General features: G+C 53.9%; 18 protein-coding genes. 6 read left to right on the top strand and 12 right to left on the bottom strand.

Going from position 1 to position 18,400, the window contains the following annotated elements:
* Positions 1-173 precede the first annotated feature (173 nt).
* The 3 genes from rsmD to R2I50_RS06215 all read left to right on the top strand — a co-directional run bounded on the left by rsmD (position 174) and on the right by R2I50_RS06215 (position 1,741).
* Positions 174-728 carry a 16S rRNA (guanine(966)-N(2))-methyltransferase RsmD gene (gene rsmD, locus R2I50_RS06225; RefSeq protein WP_316608296.1) on the top strand — a complete coding sequence of 185 codons (555 nt, stop codon included), beginning with the start codon at positions 174-176 and terminating at the stop codon, positions 726-728.
* A gap of 61 nt (positions 729-789) precedes the next feature.
* Positions 790-1,284 (top strand): pantetheine-phosphate adenylyltransferase, encoded by a 495-nt coding sequence (coaD, locus tag R2I50_RS06220; protein ID WP_316608295.1) that lies wholly within the window; start codon positions 790-792, stop codon positions 1,282-1,284.
* Between the two features lies 1 nt (position 1,285).
* On the top strand, positions 1,286-1,741 hold the full coding sequence (locus R2I50_RS06215; protein WP_316608294.1) for an ATPase: 456 nt from the start codon (positions 1,286-1,288) through the stop codon (positions 1,739-1,741).
* A gap of 229 nt (positions 1,742-1,970) precedes the next feature.
* On the opposite strand, the gene R2I50_RS06210 is transcribed toward R2I50_RS06215, so the two are convergent.
* From R2I50_RS06210 to R2I50_RS06165, 10 genes are all read right to left on the bottom strand, one after another.
* A complete protein-coding gene (locus R2I50_RS06210) occupies positions 1,971-4,085 on the bottom strand; it encodes a leucine-rich repeat protein (RefSeq protein WP_316608293.1) in 2,115 nt (704 codons plus the stop codon).
* Positions 4,086-4,171: 86 nt separating this feature from the next.
* Positions 4,172-4,645 (bottom strand): pyridoxamine 5'-phosphate oxidase family protein, encoded by a 474-nt coding sequence (locus R2I50_RS06205; RefSeq protein ID WP_316608292.1) that lies wholly within the window; start codon positions 4,643-4,645, stop codon positions 4,172-4,174.
* 11 nt (positions 4,646-4,656) lie between these two features.
* Complete coding sequence (locus R2I50_RS06200) at positions 4,657-5,472, bottom strand: C39 family peptidase (RefSeq protein WP_316608291.1); 816 nt, start codon at positions 5,470-5,472, stop codon at positions 4,657-4,659.
* 23 nt (positions 5,473-5,495) lie between these two features.
* A complete protein-coding gene (locus R2I50_RS06195) occupies positions 5,496-7,847 on the bottom strand; it encodes an endonuclease MutS2 (RefSeq protein WP_316608290.1) in 2,352 nt (783 codons plus the stop codon).
* Positions 7,848-7,912: 65 nt separating this feature from the next.
* Complete coding sequence (gene recO, locus R2I50_RS06190; protein ID WP_316608289.1) at positions 7,913-8,719, bottom strand: DNA repair protein RecO; 807 nt, start codon at positions 8,717-8,719, stop codon at positions 7,913-7,915.
* The gene (locus R2I50_RS06185) at positions 8,670-8,831 is read right to left on the bottom strand and encodes a hypothetical protein (protein ID WP_316608288.1); all 162 of its coding nucleotides are present in this window, start codon (positions 8,829-8,831) and stop codon (positions 8,670-8,672) included. Before R2I50_RS06185 ends, recO begins: the two co-directional genes overlap by 50 nt.
* Before the next feature lie 187 nt (positions 8,832-9,018).
* Complete coding sequence (locus tag R2I50_RS06180; RefSeq protein WP_316608287.1) at positions 9,019-9,396, bottom strand: endonuclease domain-containing protein; 378 nt, start codon at positions 9,394-9,396, stop codon at positions 9,019-9,021.
* A gap of 174 nt (positions 9,397-9,570) precedes the next feature.
* Positions 9,571-10,485 carry a GTPase Era gene (era, locus tag R2I50_RS06175; RefSeq protein ID WP_316608286.1) on the bottom strand — a complete coding sequence of 305 codons (915 nt, stop codon included), beginning with the start codon at positions 10,483-10,485 and terminating at the stop codon, positions 9,571-9,573.
* 157 nt (positions 10,486-10,642) lie between these two features.
* A complete protein-coding gene (gene ybeY, locus R2I50_RS06170) occupies positions 10,643-11,128 on the bottom strand; it encodes an rRNA maturation RNase YbeY (RefSeq protein WP_316608285.1) in 486 nt (161 codons plus the stop codon).
* Between the two features lie 166 nt (positions 11,129-11,294).
* Positions 11,295-12,257: a PhoH family protein gene (locus tag R2I50_RS06165; RefSeq protein WP_399552844.1), complete on the bottom strand. Its 963-nt coding sequence runs from the start codon at positions 12,255-12,257 to the stop codon at positions 11,295-11,297.
* Between the two features lie 232 nt (positions 12,258-12,489).
* Between R2I50_RS06165 and R2I50_RS06160 the strand changes: the two genes are divergently transcribed.
* Positions 12,490-13,509, top strand: coding sequence for a hypothetical protein (locus R2I50_RS06160; protein ID WP_316608283.1), 1,020 nt, complete (start codon positions 12,490-12,492; stop codon positions 13,507-13,509).
* Between the two features lie 125 nt (positions 13,510-13,634).
* Here the strand turns inward: R2I50_RS06160 and R2I50_RS06155 are convergent, their stop codons facing one another.
* Positions 13,635-14,060 carry a universal stress protein gene (locus R2I50_RS06155; protein WP_316608282.1) on the bottom strand — a complete coding sequence of 142 codons (426 nt, stop codon included), beginning with the start codon at positions 14,058-14,060 and terminating at the stop codon, positions 13,635-13,637.
* Positions 14,061-14,455: 395 nt separating this feature from the next.
* On the opposite strand from R2I50_RS06155, the gene asnB reads away from it, so the two are divergent.
* Positions 14,456-16,768 carry an asparagine synthase (glutamine-hydrolyzing) gene (gene asnB / locus R2I50_RS06150; RefSeq protein WP_316608281.1) on the top strand — a complete coding sequence of 771 codons (2,313 nt, stop codon included), beginning with the start codon at positions 14,456-14,458 and terminating at the stop codon, positions 16,766-16,768.
* 117 nt (positions 16,769-16,885) lie between these two features.
* Here the strand turns inward: asnB and R2I50_RS06145 are convergent, their stop codons facing one another.
* A complete protein-coding gene (locus tag R2I50_RS06145) occupies positions 16,886-17,341 on the bottom strand; it encodes a GNAT family N-acetyltransferase (protein WP_316608280.1) in 456 nt (151 codons plus the stop codon).
* A gap of 681 nt (positions 17,342-18,022) precedes the next feature.
* Between R2I50_RS06145 and R2I50_RS06140 the strand changes: the two genes are divergently transcribed.
* Positions 18,023-18,400 (top strand): TetR/AcrR family transcriptional regulator (locus tag R2I50_RS06140; protein WP_399552843.1); only part of this gene is annotated, 378 nt, incomplete at its 3' end.

Genomic DNA, 18,400 nt, shown 5'->3' with positions numbered 1-18,400 from the left:
TTGTAGGGGTCGGCTTCCAAGACGACCCGCGTCCCGCAGGGACATTCGCACCGCACCCATGCAGGATCGCAAACATTTGAAAAGCAGACGTTATACCAATCCAAAAGCCGACAGGCTTTTCCATGATTCCTAACTCCTCACTCCTAACTCCTAACTTAATAAGGAGGATTTTTATGCGTGTGATCACCGGCTCTGCGCGAGGCAGGGTACTGGAAACATTGAAGGGTGACGATATCGTCCGCCCTACGACCGATAAAGTGAAGGAAGCCGTCTTTTCATCCATCCAGTTCGAGGTGGAGGGGCGCGACTTCATCGATGTATTCGCGGGCAGCGGACAGATGGGGATCGAAGCCCTCTCCCGCGGCGCAAGAAGCGCCCTTTTCCTCGATATGAGCAAGAAAGCGGCGGCTGTCATCGAACGCAACCTAAAGGTTACAAACCTGCAACATTTAGGCACGGTGATGTGCGTGGATTCGCTCGCATTCCTACGGAACACCTCCCGCGAGTTTGACGTCGCCTTTCTTGATCCTCCGTATAACAGGGGGCTTTTGCAAGAAGCCATGCCGCTTATTGCACAAAGGATGAAGAAAACGGGAGTCATTATTTGTGAAAGTGCATTAAATGACGAATTATTACAAAAATATTACAACTTTACTCTTGACAGGGAGCGTACCTATGGTAAAATAAAGGTAAGCACATATCGTCATGAAGATTTTGTCGAAAGCTGATATGCGGCTTTAACGATGGTCGCCGGACGGTTCCTCGTCAGGCGCCGCTTAGGAGCGTATTATGCACAAAACCGTAATCTGTCCCGGCAGCTTTGATCCTGTCACCCTCGGGCACATTGATATCATCACCCGCGCGAGCAGGATGTTTGACGAGATCATCGTCGGCGTGTTCGTCAACAGCGAGAAGCACCCCACCTTCACGATCGAGGAAAGGGTCGATTTCTTAAAGAGAACCGTAGGCGATATCCCGAACATCAAGGTGATCGCCTGCGACGGACTTTTGGCTGAGTGCGCGCGCGATCTCGGCGCCACCGCGGTTGTAAGGGGACTGCGGGCGGTATCTGACTTTGAATATGAGTTTCAGATGGCGCTGACGAACCGTAAGCTGAACCCCGAGCTCGACACCGTTTTCTTAGCGAGCGATTCGAGCTTCACCTACCTGAGCTCCTCCATCGTCAAGAACGTTGCGCATCACGGCGGAGATATTACGAACTTTGTTCCCGCCTGCATTCATGACGAGGTTTTCAACAGACTAAAAACGAAAGGAAATAAGTAAAATGAGAGTAGACGAACTGATTGAGGAATTACAGAACCTTGTAGCCGACGCAAAGACCATGCCCCTCTCCGGCGGTAAGGTCATCATCGAAGCGGATAAAATCTATGACATTCTCGATGACATCCAGGACACCCTGCCCGCCGAGGTAAGACAGGCTAAGAATATTGTAGCCGACCGCAGCCAGATCATGGCGGAGGCAAAGAAGGAATCCGAGGATATCATCCGCGCCGCCGAAGAGCGTAAGAAGGCGATGATCGAGCAGAGCGAGGTCATGCGCGAGGCGAAGGCGGAGGCAGCCGAGCTGCTCAACGACGCCAAGGGCAAGGCGAGCGAGATCCGCAAGGCCGCGAACGATTATGTCGAGAACGTTATGAAGCGTACCGACGACGCGATCACCGCTCAGCTCACCGAGCTGCGCAAGACCCGCCAGAATCTGCGTATCACCAAGAAGCAGTAAGCAGCGCGGCACAGTACCGATCCCGTCTGATATGACGCTGTGATTCAGCAAATGGCAGCGACAGCAGCCGTCGGTATCAAATACAAATGATAACGCAAGCTCCGGATTTTCGTCCGGAGCTTTCTCTTTGATGTTTCTATGCTGTAGGTCTGATACTAATCCTTGATAAAGTAAAGAGTGTTCACGGCAGAATCCTACAGTGAACACTCTTATCGTTTATGTCATAAATTCAAAGCTTTGTTTTTCCCTTTGCGAGGGAGTTGATACGTCCCGCGTCGGCGGTGGTGATCCTACCGTCGCCGTTCATATCGGCACAGCTGAACGCATATCCTTCAAGCTTACCCTTACCGCGGGCGCAGGCATTCGCCTTGCCGTAGTCGACAGTCGAGATCCGCCCGTCGCCGTTCACATCGCCGTACTTGTTGAGCTTGACGTCACGCTGCAGATCATCGCCGACGGTCAGCGTATAGGTGATGGGAGCATAACCCTCGACGCTGACGGTGAGGGAGTAGGTGCCGGCGGTGAGATTCTTGAAGATATATCCAAGCTCCGCGCTCACCGTGCTCGATCGTTCTTCACCTTCACCTTTAAGGATCAGATTGACGGTATCTAAAGCGCCGCAGCCTTCGATCTCTCCGTAAAGGTTGAAGTTATTGCCGAGGGGTTTGCGGGTGATGACATACTTGCTGAAATGATCGGTCATAAAGACCAAGTAGCCGTCGGTGTAGGCGGCATCCATATCGGTATAGTTGCCTTCCTCATCTACATGATAGACCCTCGCAGTGTTGGTATCGCAGGGGATCCTGACCGCGACCTCACCGCCGGGCTGAACGGTCGAGCCGTCCTTTTTGAGAGAGATATCGTAGGCGGCGAGCTGGTTGTCATCCGCGTGCAGCGGGGATACGACCAGCTCTTCATCATTTTTGACGCCGACGGAGATTCCGGTCGCCTCATCGGTGACGAGCTTGCCGACGGGGATGAAGCCGTAGCCGCTCTCCTTCGCCGCTTCTTCGGCGACGGAACCGCTGTAGCCGTAGACGGTACGCGCCTGATCGGGCGAGCTGCCCAGACCGCGGGGTCCGATCGTGACGACGGAGGCGGGGACGTAAATGCTCGTGAAATCAGCGGTCTGCTCCGACGGAATCATCCACTTCTCACCGTAGGGCGAGTCGATCTCGATCCACTCGACGGTGCTGAATTCGGTAAAAGCGTTGTCGTTGATCTTCGTTATACCGTCGGGGATCACAACATGATCGTTCAGGTTCTTATTGTAGGAATAAACGACGCTGCCGATCTTGACCAGACCGAAAGGATCCATGTTCTTGAGCTTCGTTCCGTTGACGACGCGATAACCCAATGAAGCCGAATTATCCTCGAGCTTGATCTCCTCCAGCGCCGTACAGTCGGCAAAGGCGGCGGAGCCGATATCCGTCACGCTCGCGGGCAGGGTGATGCTCGTGATATGGGGGTTGCCGGACAGCGCGCGGTCACCGATCGTCTGTACGGAATCGGAGAGCTTTATCGATTCGGCAGTCGGCGGATACGCGACGAGCATGCTCATATCCTTGGTATAGATCGCGCCGTCCACCGAGGTATAATACTCGTTATCCTCCGCGACGTTGAACCGTTCGATCGAGCTGCAGCGGTAGAAGGGGTCGAGCGGAGACATGTTGAGGGCTTCTATACGGTTGATCGCCTCCACGGACGCGGGGATATTCACCTCGCGCAGAGAAGTGCAGCCGTAGAACAGGGTGCAGTCGATGATGGTCTGTGACGCAGGTAACGTGAACTCCTCCAGAGAGGTACAGTTCCGGAATACGCCCTGTTCAAGACGCGCCGTATCGGGCAGGATGACACGCTTGAGGGCGGTACAATTCTCAAACGCGCCGTACATTACTACGCGAATCGTATCGGGCAGGGTGACGGTCTCGACTGTTTCGTTGTTCATAAATGCGTCGCTGAGGACATAGACGGGATAGCCGCCAAGCTCCGCGGGGATCACAACGTTCTTATCATTACCGCAATACGCCCTCAGGACAGCACCGATCAGCTTCTCCTGATTCGAACCGTCATAGCCCGTGATATCCGGCATAACGTCCATAATGATGAAACGGAAGTCGGGATAACGCTCGTCGACGGTCGACTCAAAGGTCAGGTACTCGTCCTCGGTCGCGACATCCCACTCATCCCACGTCGAATCGGGCGTTGCGACATCGTCATCCTCGTCGGGGAACCACACGACCGGTCCCGAGAGCTCGCCCGCCGAGGCGGGGATCGCCGTCAGCGAACCGAACGCGAGGATCAGCGTAAGGAATACGGATAATATCTTCTGATAATTGCTCATGGGTCTCCTCCTTTGAGCTTTGTAAAGTGATTATAATGCGTGTAAAGAATATTATACCACTTAATAAGCCTTTTGTAAAGCTTTCTTTACCGCTCGTGGACGTGCTTGCCGCTCGTATGCTCGATCTTCAATCCGACCACCGTACAGCGGGCGGCGTTCTTACGGATATCGTCCTCGACCATTTCCTTCGTCGGGAAGTACTTCTGACCGAGAAGCCGCAGCTTCTCGATCTTCTCCGCTTCATCCTTTACCTCGCTCAGCCTGCCGAACACGGTCACGCTGTCAAAGAAGAACGACCAACCGTCGTCCGCGGGGATCGGCTCGCTCAACACATTGAAGGAGCCTTTATCATAAGCGCGCAGGGCGTCAAGCTTATGCCCCTGCAGCGCCATATGGAAGTAGATACAGCCATTATCATACACAAAGTTGAGCGGTACCGTGTAGGGATAGCCCATATCACCCAGTACCGCCAGCACCCCGCGGGGTGAACGGCGCAAAACCCGCAGGCAATCATCATCCGACAACTGCTGCTTGAAGCGCCTCATCTCTCTGAAATCCATACTGATCTCCTTTACTTCAAATCGGATGTATCCATGAGGATCATGGAGAACTTGCCGATCTCGTTATATAGCTCCGTAAACCACGAGGCGTCCTCCCACTCGTCGGTACCGTACCAGGAGTCGGCGACCAATACCTGACCGTCGCTCTTGTCGTAGCCGTACAGACAGACGCAGTGTTCGGTCGGGAACCACGGGTAGAAGATACCGTTGTACTCGGTGCCGCCGTCGAAATACGGCTCCTGACGCTCCACGGAGGTCCAGATCAGCACCGGACAGCCCGCGTCAAGAAACTTGTACAGGTCATCCATGCCCAGCCCCGTTGTATCGAACGGATAGAGCGCCGCGTGACGGTCGTTGATGAAATTCCACGTCGTCGTCACCAGTCCGGGCGGGTAGATGCCCGCGCCGTCATAGAAGGTGCGCGGATCGCCGCAATAACCGGTCACGCAATCGTCGGCGTACACCATGTATTTATCGACGATGTCCTCCTTACCGAGGTCATAGCCGAAGCGATTGATCGCCGCGGTCAGCGCCATCGCCTCACACGCCGCCTCCATATCGGGGTACTGAGGGATCGCTTCGACATGCTCGAGGTGCGCGTGACCCGAGGCTTTACTCGCGAGGATCTCATCATACCGTGCCTGTGCCAGCTCGTCGAGAGTCGGCGGCTCGGTCGGTTTTTCGGTCGGTTTTTCGGTCTGATCGGGCGTCGCCTGATCGACCGTCGCTTCGTCGGGAGTCGACAGCTCCGCCGAGGTTTCGACCGTTTTCGCGCAGCCGGCAAAAAGGAACGCAGTAAGTATGAATAGTATGGTCAGTTTCTTCATATAGAACCCCTTATATCAATCGTTTATTTCAGTTCAACGATCGTGACGCCGCTCTCTCCCTCGCCGAAGGTGCCGAGACGAAAGCTCTTGACCGCCTTATGATGTCTGAGGTACTGCTGGATGCGTGAGCGGAGCACGCCGGTACCCTTGCCGTGGATGATAGTCAGCATATGGACGTTCGTGAGCACACAGCTGTCGATCGCGCCGTCCACGCTCATCACCGCTTCCTCGGCGGTCTGTCCGCGCACGTCGATCTCAGTCTTGGCGAGCGACTTGACATCCTTCGTGACGGTGCGCTCGCGGCGCTTGGGTACGCTGACCTTCTCCTGCTCCAACAAGCGGAGATTGTCGAGCTTGACGCGGGTCTTGATGATGCCCGCCTGTACCAGCACGCTGTCCTTCTCGGGCTTTTCGAGAACGACAGCCTTTTTATCGATATCAAAGATCAGCACGTTATCGCCCACCTGCAAGGGTCGCGGGAGCTTATAATCGCCCTGCTCGCTCTCCTTGATCGGATCGGCGGTCTCTTCGAGCGCCTTCATGCCGGTCTTGAACTTGGTTTTCTGCTCCGCCTCGTAGCGCTTCTCCTTCTTCGCCTGTTCGAGCTCGTCGATGATGGCGTACGCCTGCGCGCGGGTCTTGGCGGCGAGCTCCTGCGCCTTATGCTTCGCCATATCAAGCTCGCGCTTCGAGTCGATCCTGGCTCGTTCGAGGGCTTTCTCCGCCTCAGCCTGCTTCTGCTGCGCGGCGAGGGTCGCCTGACGCGCCTTTTCCAGCTCGTCGGACAGCTCCTTGCGGCTGACCTCGAGGCTCTCGACTACGTTCTCGAACTGGCGGCTCTCGGAGGAGGTCAGCGCGCGGGCGCGCTCGATGACGTCGTCCTCCATACCCAGCCGCTTGCTGATCGCGAAGGCGTTGCTCTTACCGGGCACGCCGATCAGCAGCTTATAGGTCGGGCGCAGGGTGCTGACGTCAAACTCACAGCAGCCGTTCTCGACGCCCGGGGTCTTTAACGCAAATTCCTTCAACTCCGAATAATGGGTGGTGGCGGCGATCTTCGCGCCGCGCTCGCGGAGCTTCTCGAGGATCGCGACAGCCAGCGCCGCGCCCTCTACGGGATCGGTACCCGCGCCCAGCTCGTCGATCACGGCGAGGGTGGAGCGGTTACACAGCTTCAATATCCCGATGATATTGGTGATGTGCGCCGAGAAGGTGGAGAGGCTCTGCTCGATGCTCTGCTCGTCGCCGATATCCACCAGCACGCGGCGGAATACGGAAAGTCGCGAATTATCGGAAGCGGGCACCATCATGCCGCACATCGCCATCAAGGTCAGCAGACCGAGGGTCTTGAGGCACACGGTCTTGCCGCCGGTATTGGGGCCGGTGATGACGAGGGTATCGAACTCGCCGCCCAGACGGATATCGGTCGGAACGACGCGGTTTTTATCGATCAAAGGATGACGGGCAGCCTTCAGCTCGATCACGCCCTCATCGTTCATAACGGGACGTACCGCCTTCATCTTATAAGCGAGATGTGCCTTGGCGAAGATCAGATTCAGCTGTACGAGGGTCTTGTAGCTCTCGATAATATCGGTCGCACAGCCCGCGCACAGACCGCTCAGCTCAAAGAGGATACGCTCGATCTCCTTCTCCTCCTCGCCCTTTAGAACGCGGATATCGTTGTTGGCGTTGACTACGCCCATCGGCTCGATGAAGACCGTCGAGCCCGAGGACGAGGTGTCGTGTACCAGACCCGCTACCTGAGAGCGGAACTCCTGCTTGACCGGTACGACATAGCGACCGTCGCGCTGGGTGATGATCGCCTCCTGTAAATACTTCTGATAGGTCGATGACCGGATGATCTTCTCGAGCGCCTCGCGCGCCTTTGACGCGGCGATCCGCATCCTCCGACGGATCTCGCCCAGCTCGCGTGAAGCGCCGTCGGAGATCTCGTCAGCGCCGATGATACAAGCGGTGATACGGTCGCTTAAATTCGGGTTGGTGTACAGCATACGGAAGTAGTTGTCGAGCGAGGTACCTACCCCCGCGCAGTGAGCGTGCCAGTCGCGCACGCCCTTGATCACCCGCAGAGCGCGGGCGACAGAGAGCAGCTCCGAGGTATTCAGACATCCGCCCGCCTCGGCACGGCGCAACGGATTCGTCACGTTGCTGATGCCGCCGAAGGAAGGCGCGCCGAAGCGCCCGATCAGCATATGTGCGTCCTCGGTCTGCTGCAGCAGCGGCTCGACCTTGTCGAGGGTCAGCTGCGGCTCAATCAAAAGCGCCAGCTCGCCTGCCTCGTCGATCGAGGTCTCCTCCGCGAGCATATGTAAAATCTTGTCCAGTTCCAGTGTCTTGTAATGTCGGTTCATCATAGTTCGTTCTTTCCGGTGAATAGTGAATAGTGAATAGTGAATGGTGAATAATTTCGGGAAATTTCTTACGGATTTTTTGATTTATGATCGGCTGAGGACGGAGCCTTTCTGTCACCGTTATCTGTTATCTGAATCATGCTCTTATAGAATTGCAGAGTGGGATAATCTCTGCCGGTCATGTACGAGATATAGCGCTCGGCGGCGTTTGACAGCGGTTCGAGCAGCTCGTCCTTCAGGGTGAAGGAGAACAGCTTATCGAAGTCGGCGTAGACCGTATGCCGCAGGGCGGTGACCGCCGCGACAGGGAATCGAGCGCCCTGTATCCCGTGGCGATCGGCACAGGAAACGCACCAGAGCTGTCCCGTGTTCGGGACGAACACCATCTCGGGCGCTTCATATATGCCGCAGCCCTTGCACATCACGAGGTCGGGCATGTAGCCGGTCATCGCGATCAGCCGCATTTCGAAGCAAACCTTGATCTGCAGCGCGGGGCGCTTATCGTTCGCCAATAGGTACAGCGCGTTGAGCATCAGCCGCAGGTGCTCGCCCGCCTCCTGACCGCTCGGGCAAAGGTGCAGACACAGCTCGCAGAAGTACTGCGCCAGAGCGAGCTTCTCGATATCGCGCTGCAGCCCGGTGAACTGCTCCAGCGACTCGGCTTCATCCACCGAATAGCTGTCCCGCCCCTCGAAGATCGTCAGTGCGGAATATGACAAAAGCCCCGTGCCGGCGCACTTAGGGCTTTTGATGTTCTTCGCTCCGCGCGCAAAAGCGCGCAAAATACCGTGGCTCTCGGTCAAGAGCCAAACGAGCTTGTCGCGTTCACCGATATTCTGCTGTCGGATGATCAGTCCCTTGGTCTTGAACCTCATGTTGTTCTCCGTCCGTCACATCGGCGGCGTCGCGCTGTGCCTGCACATACTGCAGGTAATCGGGCACGCTGCCGCTCTCGACAAAGTTCTTCCATGCGTCATTCGCGTTCATACAAATCAGACCTTTACTGTTGGTGTACTATTATTATACATGAAAGCGCGGCTGATATTGCGTGAAATATGTAGATGGAAAAACTTACATTTATGCTTGCTTCAAAGGCTCCCTTTGGGAAAGGGAGCTGTCACCGTTAGGTGACTGAGGAATTGTACCAAATGTCGGCAAAGCCGACCACATTATTCTATATGCTTTTGATTCGAGATTGTACGTGATAATCGATATCACCGCAGATTTCCATAAACCTACTGTGAATATCCAAGTTGCTGTATCTCAGCACTTCGATTCCGAGTGTATTTAAAGACTCGGTTCGCTTCTTATCATACAGCTCGGCTTCTTCTTCATAATGCTGCGAGCCGTCCAGTTCGACCACAAGCTTTGCCTGCGGGCAATAAAAATCAACGATATAATTATCTATGATTTTTTGACGAAGAAAAATCACACCGAAGGTTTTATGATATGGTTTTAAAAAGTCATACCATAGGTGTTTTTCTTCCTTTGTCATGTTGTTGCGAAGTTGTCTTGCAAACGAATTCTTCTCTTTATTGTGGGTTCTTTTCATGGGTAAATAATAAGGTTTCTCGCTGTCGCTCGATCATCGATGCAATTCCTCAGTCGCCTAAGGGCGACAGCTCCCTTTCCCAAAGGGAGCCTTTGTTTCTCGCTGTCGCTCGATCATCGATGCAATTCCTCAGTCGCCTAAGGGCGACAGCTCCCTTTCCCAAAGGGAGCCTGTTTATGATTCAAAATTCTTGCTGTCGTAGCCGAAGTTGGTCAGTAGCGCGCGGCGGTTGCGCCAGTCCTCTTTGACCTTGACCCATGTCTGCAGGTTCACCTTGCAACCGAAGAAGCGCTCGATATCCTGACGCGAGTAGGTCGAGATCTTCTTGAGCATAGCTCCCTTCTTACCGATGATGATGCCCTTGTGGGAGTCGCGCTCACAGAAGATGGTCGCCTCGATATCCATCATCCCGTTGTCGCGTTCCGAAAGGCTCTCGATGACTACGGCGGTACCGTGGGGGATCTCCTTGTCGCACAGTCGGAGGATCTTCTCGCGGATGATCTCCGAGATCATCACCTTCTCGGGCTGATCGGTCAGCGTATCGTCGTCAAAGAAGTGACCGCCCTCGACGCAGTGCTTTTTCAGCTCCTCCATAAGCGCGGGGAAGCCCTCACCCGTCTCGGCGGATACCGGTACCACGGCGTCGAAGTCATACAGCGCGCTGTAGGCGAGGATCGCCTCCATCAGCTCTTCCTTCTTGTTCTTCAAGGTGTCGATCTTGTTGATCGCGAGGATCGCGGGCATGTCGGACTTTTTCAGCTTCTCGATCAAGCTCAGCTCGCCCTTTCGCACACCGCCGGTCGCCTCAACGACCAGCACGGCGAGGTCGCCGTTGGGTACGGACTCGTTGATCGCCTTGACCATATACTCGCCCAGCTCGTTACGCGGCTTCAACAGACCCGGCGTATCGAAAAAGACCAGCTGGTCGTCGCCGTCGGTGAGGACGCCGGTGATGCGGTTACGGGTAGTCTGGGGCTTGGAGCTGACGATCGCTACCTTATGCCCCAAAAGCCGGTTGAGGATGGAGCTCTTGCCGACGTTCGGCACGCCGACGATGGTGATAAAAGCTGATTTCTGTTGATTATTCATAGTAGCTTCCTTTATCTTATCATAGTTACACATTTTAACTATAACACATTTTGCGCTTGATAGCAAATGTTTTATTACTGTAGACCGATACTGTAAGACGGCAGATATCCGACAGAAAAAAGACGCACGAAAACGTGCGCCTTCGCCGTAGATTATCTTACGTGCCTACTCCTAAGCCGATCTTGACCATAACGGCTTCTTCCTTCATCCGCATGATCGCCTTTTCCTTAGGCTCCATGTGGTCGTACCCGAGCAGGTGCAGCATGCTGTGTACGCTCAGGTAGCACACCTCGCGTTCGAGGCTGTGGCCGAAGGTATTCGCCTGTTCCTTGGCTTTCTCCATCGAGATCACGATGTCGCCGAGGATCTTAGCGCCGGTGTCGTAATTGGTATCGTACACGCCGTTCTCTCCCATCGGGAAAGAAAGCACGTCGGTCTCGCGGTCGATGTTCCTGAACTGTGCGTTCAGACGGCGGATCTCATCGTTATCGACGAAGGTGACGGATACCTCCGCGGGGTCGGTGAAGCCCTCGCTGCGCAGCGCGGCGGTACACGCGCGGCGGACATGCATCCTCAGTCCCGAGGGTACGCGGACTCTTCGCTGGCTGTCTGTGATAATAACTCTTACCTTCTTGCTTGTCATCCGAATCCCTGCTCTCTGTAGAACCGCCCTGAGCGGCAAAATGTGTGTTAGCTGATGGTGAATACGGAGTAGTGAAGATTGCTGACGGTCTGTCGGTCATCCTAACATCATCTATATCCTATATATGAACGCCCTCGGGCGATTATTATCACAACATACTTTGGATTTATGAATTTCTGCGTTCCTGCGCCTTTTCGTAAGCGCGGATAATATCCTGCACCAGTCGGTGACGGACGACGTCCTTCTCCGAGAAGGTGAGGCGCTCGATACCCTTGATCCCCTTAAGGATCCTGACCGCTTCCTTTAGTCCGGACTTAGCGCCGGAGGGCAGGTCGATCTGGGTCACGTCGCCGGTAATGACCATCTTACTGTTATTGCCCAGTCGGGTGAGGAACATCTTCATCTGCTCGCTCGTCGTGTTCTGCGCCTCGTCGAGGATGATGAAGCTGTCGTCGAGGGTTCTGCCGCGCATATACGCCAGCGGCGCGACCTCGATATTGCCGCGCTCGAGATACTTCTGGTAGGTCTCGGCGCCGAGCATATCGAACAGCGCGTCATACAGCGGACGCAGGTACGGGTCGACCTTGCTCTGCAGATCGCCGGGCAGAAAGCCGAGCTTCTCGCCCGCCTCCACGGCGGGTCGGGTGAGGATGATGCGGTTGACCTCTTTGCTGCGGAAGGCGGTGACCGCCATCGCGACGGCAAGGTACGTCTTACCGGTACCGGCGGGTCCGACGGCGATGGTGATGGTGTTGTTCTCAATCGCCGAACAATAGCGCTTCTGGCCCATGGTCTTGGGCTTGATGGGCTTGCCCTTGGAGGTCACGCACACACAGTCCGACGCAAGGGACTCGATCTTCTCCTCGCTGCCCTCGTTAACGAGCGAGATACAGTAGGTGATATTCTGTTCACTGAGCTGTTCACCGCGGTTGAGCAGATTCAGCAGGCTGTCGATGACCTTGCTCGCCTTGAGCACGCCCTCCGCGTCTCCGGAGATCTTCAGCTCGCTGTCGCGCGCGTGTACGCGCACGCCGAACTCATCCTCGATGATCTTGATATTGGAGTCGAAGCTGCCGAATAAAGCGGCGGCATGCTCCATGCGGTCTATATTAATGATTTGTTCCATAATCGTAAATAGTACAATTCTCCATATTAAGTCTAATTATTATAACACATAGATCACAAAAAATCAACTATTATTATATAAAAACTTTTCAACATTTTATAATATTTTATGTAAGCTATACAGCAAACCGTCGTTATCTATCTTATAAAAGCATGATATTGACATTTTCGGCATATCTATTGTATAATTTTAGCCGGATCATTCGGAAAACGGATAACAGTAAGGAGATTTTAACATGAAGCGTGTGCTATGTCTGATCCTCTGCATGCTGACGGCGGCGTTCTGCTGCGCGTGCGGTGACGAACACCGGCCGACCGAGGCGACCGACGGCTCCTCAGCCACCGAGTCTGCCGGGCAGGCTGATTCAGATGGATCCTCCGCAGTGAAAAGCTTTATGGCAGATTTTGACGATACGCCCACCGTCGGCGACAAAATCATCTACGTCGACAACGAGATGACCGTCACCGTCCACGGCATCAATTACGCCCCGATCGCAGGCCCCGAGCTGCACCTGACGGTCAGCAACAGCTTCGGAAAGGATATCACCGTCCAGTCACCCTATGCGATCATCAACGGCTATATGCTGACCCCCGAGCTGAGCATCGACGTCCCTGCCGGCAAGAGCAAGAGCGGCAACATGACTCTGCGCTATACAGGCCTCGCCTACTCCGGAATCACCTGCGTCCGCACGATCGACTTCGCGCTGAGAGCGGTGGAGACCAAGAGCTATAACCCGATCAAAACCACCGACCTGATCACGCTGAAGACCTCTGCCGCCGCGTCACCTGCCGAAGCGGCAAAGGAGCCTGAGATCGAGGGTCAGACCGCCTACGACGACAAGGACATCCGCATCCTGTTCAAGAAACCGCCCTATCAGCCGAAGAGCGAGAGCGGCGAGCTGTCGCCCGTCTACACCGAGGACGGCGACGCGCAGCTGCTGGTCTATATCGAGAATAATACCGACCGCACCGTCGCGGTACGCACCGACGACGTCACAGTCAACGGCTACGACCTGACCTCGGTGATGAACCGCACCGTCCTGCCGGGCAAGCGCGCCGTGGACACCGTCACCTTCTACCGCATGGATCTCGATGAATATGACATCGATGCGATCGACAGTATCAAGATGTCTTTCCAGATCAAAGACGCCGAAAGCTGGGAGACCATCGACTCCACCGACATGATCGCGGTCAGGCTCCGCACGGAGAACGACGACCCGACCGAAGCTAATACTAAACCGAAAACTGATGAATAAGGTCAAAGGCTGTCACGGAAGCGTACCGTGACAGCCTTTTCTGATGAAATATATTGATGATGTAGCTTATATGATTATACTGTTTTCTTATACATGATAAGTAGTTTTGTTACACAATTAATCGATCAGGCGAGGGCAGCCGATGCATGATCCAGCGCATACAGCAGACGCTCGCCGTCTTCGGTCACCATGGTGACCGGAAGCTTGGGCAGCAGCTCGTTCACGGTCAGGACGAAGCCGTTGGGACGGCTGTCCGGCATACCGGTGACGAGGTGCTTTGCGTTGATCCTGCGCGCGAAGTCGGCTGTACATCTCGGCGCGTTCGCGTGGAACAGCACGGTCATATCAGCGCCTAAGCTCTTTGCTGTACGATACAGATACTCGATCTCGTCCGAATAGGACGACATATCGCGAGTCGGATTGTGTACACACAGCACATGCAGGTCACAGTCACGCTCCGCCGCCAGCTCGAATCCGGCTTCGATCAGACGGTCGCAGTCATACTGCCCTGTCACGCACACCAGCACAGACGGCTTCTTTGCGACTCTCATTCTCTCACCTCCCTTGCTAAACTTTCTTTGATGGTCTTATCATACCACGTCTTTGTGACGAAAAGTGTAAAACCGTGTGAATATATTATGAATGTTTTATGAATAATCACAAGAAAACAGGGATAATCGACTTGCCGAAGCCTCTCCCCCATGATTCCGCGGATAAATATGTTCCCGCTTTTTTACGGATACATCCGCGAATTCCCAATATTTTCTTGCAGTTTCGGGAAAAATATGTTATGATACTATTAATAATGCGAAAGTATATGCATTATCGGTTTATCGTCATACGATAAAGCAGTTGAGATTGCCACGGCTCCCGGCTCGCGTGCCGAAGAGCCTCGCAATAACAATGAACAGTAAACACGAAGCAAGCTTGAAAGGAGTTTTGCGATATGTGCGGTATTTGCGGTTTTACAGGACAGCTCGAAACGCGTGAGGATACCCTTCGTAAGATGACGGAGGTCATTACCCACCGCGGTCCCAACTCGGACGGCTACTACATGGACGATCACATCGCCATGGGCTTCCGCAGACTGTCGATCATCGACCTCGAGACCGGCGACCAGCCGATCATCAGCGAGGACGGTAATCTGGTGCTGACCTATAACGGCGAGATCTACAACTATAAGGAGCTCAAGAAGGAGCTCGAAGAAGCGGGTCATCACTTCTCCACCACTTCCGACAGCGAGGTGCTGCTGCACGCGTTCGAGGAGTGGGGCGAGGACATGTTCGACAAGCTGCGCGGCATGTTCGCCTTCGCGATCTATAACAAGGAGACCAAGGCGGTGTTCCTCGCGCGCGACTTCTTCGGCATCAAGCCCCTGCACTATACCATGATCGGCGACGAGCTGTGCTATGCCTCCGAGATCAAGAGCATCTTAGAGCACCCGAAGTTCGAGAAGCAATTCAACGAGAAGGCGCTTGACGCCTATCTGTCGTTCCAGTATGTACCCCAGCCGATGACCTTCTTCAAGGACGTCTACTGCCTCTTGCCGGGTCACTTCATGTGGTTCCGCGACGGCGTCGTCGAGACGCAGAGATATTTTGAGCCTAAGTTCAAGCCCGACGTCGAGATGACCGAGGAAGAAGCCGTCGACAAGATCGAGAAGGTCTTTGAGGACAGCGTCAGCGCCCACAAGATCGCTGACGTCGAGGTCGGATGCTTCCTGTCCTCCGGCGTGGATTCGTCATGGGTCGCGTCGTACTTCAAGGGTCAGAAGACCTTTACCGTCGGCTTTGACTTCGGCGACAGATACAACGAGATCTCGTGGGCGGAGGCGCTCTCCGACAAGATCGAGGTCGAACATCACAAGAAGCTGATCTCCTCAGAGGAGTTCTGGGCGGCGGTACCGAAGGTACAGTATCACATGGATCAGCCGCTCGCCGACCCGTCCTGCGTCGCGCTGTACTTCGTCACGAAGCTCGCGAGCGAGCACGTCAAGGTCGTGCTGTCGGGCGAGGGCGCCGACGAGCTGTTCGGCGGTTACACCTGCTATAACGACCCCCGTGTCTTTAAGATCTACCAGAAGATCGTGCCGTACTTTTTACGCCGCGCGATCGGCTGGATCTGCAAGAAGCTGCCCGATATCAAGGGCCGCGATTACCTCATCCGAGCGACCCATCCGCTGGAGAAGCGCTACATCGGCAACGCCTATATGTATGACGAGAAGGCGAAGAAAGCGCTGCTCAAGGATCCCTCCATCGCCACCGATCCCTCGCGCCTGACCCGCCGCTTCTTCACCCGCGCCCGCCGCTGCGACGACGAGACCAAGATGCAGTACCTCGACATCAACATGTGGATGGTCGGCGATATCCTTCTGAAGGCGGACCGTATGAGCATGGCAAACTCCTTGGAGCTGCGCGTGCCCTTCCTCGATAAAGAGGTCTTCAAGGTCGCCTCCTCTCTGCCGACACCTCTGCGCGTGAACAAGTACAACACCAAGTACGCGATGCGTAAGGCGGCTCAACGCCACCTGCCCGAGGACGTCGCCGAGAAGCCGAAGCTCGGCTTCCCCGTACCGACCCGCGAATGGCTCAAGGATGAACACTACTACAACGTCGTCAAGGATATGTTCACCTCTCCGACGGCTGAGAAATTCTTCAACACCGATCTGCTGCTCGAATATCTGGATGAGCACTTCGAGGAGAAGGAGGATCACTCCCGCAAGATCTGGACGATCTATGTATTCCTGGTATGGTACATGATCTACTTCGGCGCGGTATCGCCCGAGGATCTGCAGCCTGCCGCGAAGCCCGAAAAGCCCGAGGAACCCGCCGAGGGCGAGGATAACGCCGCTGACGGCGAAAAGGCTGAGAATACCGAGGACGGCGACAACGCCGAGGCAGAGAGCGAGAATGCTCCCGCAGCCGAAGCGGAGAACGACGATCCCGATTCCGGCACTAAGGTTTTTACCCCCGTGAAGGATACCGATACGCTTCCCGAGGAGAACGAGCCCGCGGTCGAGGAGCTCGCTGCAGAAGCGGCTGACGCTCAGGCGGAGATCGAAGCCGCTCCCGAGAGCGCCGAGGAGCTCGAGCAGGAGTTCGAGGATATCTTCTCCTCCTCCCCCCGCGCCAAGCGCGTCAACGTTGAGGACGCAGAGGACGAAAAGCCCCTCGTGCTGACCGACGACATCGACCCCGAGGACTTCTTCGCGAGCCTCAAGGAAAAGCTCCGCGAGAACATCGATCCCGAAGAAGAATAAACAACATAAGCAACACCCCCGATCGCTCGGGGGTGTTTTTGTATGCGTTTCTATATTTGTAATATTAATATTTTAAGATCGTGAAAACTCACTATCTGTTTGAGCGAAAAGTCGGTATCACACCGCTTTCAGCAGTTTTACGAATCTGCCGTACTCATCCTCGCCGATGAAGATCACCCGGTCAAAACCCGCCCCGATATAGAGCATGAGCGCAGCATAATTATCAAGATCAACGCCGATCGAAAGCTCCGTATAACCCGCTTCCTGTGCCGTTGCGACAGCAAAGTCGAGCAGCTTTCTGCCGATCCCCCGTCGTCTGAACCCCTCCTTTACGATCAGCCGCGATACATAAATTCGCCTGCCGGGGATGGTATAGTCGGGATCATCCATCTCCGTCACCAGATTGATCTCGGCGATATATTCTCCGTCGAGGGTATAGATATAGGTCGTGCGGTTGCCCTCAAGGAGCTCGCGATAGCACTGCCGGGCAATTTCCTTCTGCCGTTCCATATCCCAGATGTTATTACACTTTTCAAAATCCTCGATTTCCAGCTTGATGATCTCCTCTTTCATATCTTCACCTCAATTTGCTTTTGTTTGATTCTATCACAGCTTCATAGCAAATGTAAATAGACAGTTCAAAAAAGCGCGCCTGCATTATATGCAAAGCGCGCTTCATCAATCTAAGTTTACTTGTCAGCGGTATCGACAGACTTCCTGCGGCGTTTTCCGATGACCATGAACACGACCGTGATCACTGCTTATAAAAACAGCAGACAGCTGTTACACTGCCTGCTGAGATGTGATTCAGAATAAACTATCTGTTATTCCCACTCGCTTAATTCATTTTAGCACTAAACATATTAGTTTAGTATTTTCTTCTATTGATACCGTTATTACCGCTATTCTGACTATTATTTTTGGCTTCAAATAATAACAGTATCAAAACAGTATCAACGGTACTATTGTTATTATAGCACGAACAATCTTTAAAATCAACACTTTAAAGATCAACACTTTAAAGCGATAAATTGATTATGCTTTTTGAGCTTGATAATAAATCGAAAAAGTGTCACGCTTTTAAGCTTCAAAACGTACTGTTTATGCGGTCTCTGTGGAGCAAAAACAGAGTTGTAGGGTAATTCTATTATTTTGCGAGTTTGGGCGTTACAAATCCAGCTATTGACAAAACGATTATTATACTTTATAATAAAACAAATGATTTAAAACGCTGGTTTTAGAAAGGAGCAAGCTATGCCCCCTAAAGCAAAATTTACTAAAGAAGAAATTATCGACGCAGGCTTAGCGATCCTGCGTGAGCGTGACATTTCCGCCGTTACTGCAAGAGAAATCGGCAATTATCTTGGCAGCTCGGCAAGACCGATATTTACCGTTTTTGATAATATGGGCGAGGTACTTAACGGGATTGAAACAAAAGCTCGTGAGATCTATTCCGACTATGTTGAGCAAGGATTACAGCAAACCCCTGCCTTCAAGGGCGTTGGTCAATCGTATATTCAGTTTGCAATAAAAGAGCCGAAGCTGTTTCAACTTTTGTTTATGCGAAAAACATCCGGTAATATAGGCGTAAATAGAATACTCCCCGAAATTGATGACAACTATACCGATATT

The organism is uncultured Ruminococcus sp., assembly GCA_902785355.1.
GTDB lineage: Bacteria > Bacillota > Clostridia > Oscillospirales > Acutalibacteraceae > Ruminococcoides.
This window is presented reverse-complemented; position numbering and strand designations above follow the sequence as displayed.

What these genes read in the sequence shown, in the direction of transcription:
- era (WP_316608286.1), bottom strand. Translation starts at nt 10,485, where the DNA reads ATGAATAATCAACAGAAATCAGCTTTTATCACCATCGTCGGCGTGCCG.
- rsmD (WP_316608296.1), top strand. Translation starts at nt 174, where the DNA reads ATGCGTGTGATCACCGGCTCTGCGCGAGGCAGGGTACTGGAAACATTG.
- R2I50_RS06185 (WP_316608288.1), bottom strand. Translation starts at nt 8,831, where the DNA reads ATGAACGCGAATGACGCATGGAAGAACTTTGTCGAGAGCGGCAGCGTG.
- R2I50_RS06215 (WP_316608294.1), top strand. Translation starts at nt 1,286, where the DNA reads ATGAGAGTAGACGAACTGATTGAGGAATTACAGAACCTTGTAGCCGAC.
- R2I50_RS06200 (WP_316608291.1), bottom strand. Translation starts at nt 5,472, where the DNA reads ATGAAGAAACTGACCATACTATTCATACTTACTGCGTTCCTTTTTGCC.
- recO (WP_316608289.1), bottom strand. Translation starts at nt 8,719, where the DNA reads ATGAGGTTCAAGACCAAGGGACTGATCATCCGACAGCAGAATATCGGT.
- R2I50_RS06155 (WP_316608282.1), bottom strand. Translation starts at nt 14,060, where the DNA reads ATGAGAGTCGCAAAGAAGCCGTCTGTGCTGGTGTGCGTGACAGGGCAG.
- R2I50_RS06195 (WP_316608290.1), bottom strand. Translation starts at nt 7,847, where the DNA reads ATGATGAACCGACATTACAAGACACTGGAACTGGACAAGATTTTACAT.
- R2I50_RS06205 (WP_316608292.1), bottom strand. Translation starts at nt 4,645, where the DNA reads ATGGATTTCAGAGAGATGAGGCGCTTCAAGCAGCAGTTGTCGGATGAT.
- R2I50_RS06180 (WP_316608287.1), bottom strand. Translation starts at nt 9,396, where the DNA reads ATGAAAAGAACCCACAATAAAGAGAAGAATTCGTTTGCAAGACAACTT.
- R2I50_RS06145 (WP_316608280.1), bottom strand. Translation starts at nt 17,341, where the DNA reads ATGAAAGAGGAGATCATCAAGCTGGAAATCGAGGATTTTGAAAAGTGT.
- R2I50_RS06160 (WP_316608283.1), top strand. Translation starts at nt 12,490, where the DNA reads ATGAAGCGTGTGCTATGTCTGATCCTCTGCATGCTGACGGCGGCGTTC.
- R2I50_RS06210 (WP_316608293.1), bottom strand. Translation starts at nt 4,085, where the DNA reads ATGAGCAATTATCAGAAGATATTATCCGTATTCCTTACGCTGATCCTC.
- coaD (WP_316608295.1), top strand. Translation starts at nt 790, where the DNA reads ATGCACAAAACCGTAATCTGTCCCGGCAGCTTTGATCCTGTCACCCTC.
- asnB (WP_316608281.1), top strand. Translation starts at nt 14,456, where the DNA reads ATGTGCGGTATTTGCGGTTTTACAGGACAGCTCGAAACGCGTGAGGAT.
- ybeY (WP_316608285.1), bottom strand. Translation starts at nt 11,128, where the DNA reads ATGACAAGCAAGAAGGTAAGAGTTATTATCACAGACAGCCAGCGAAGA.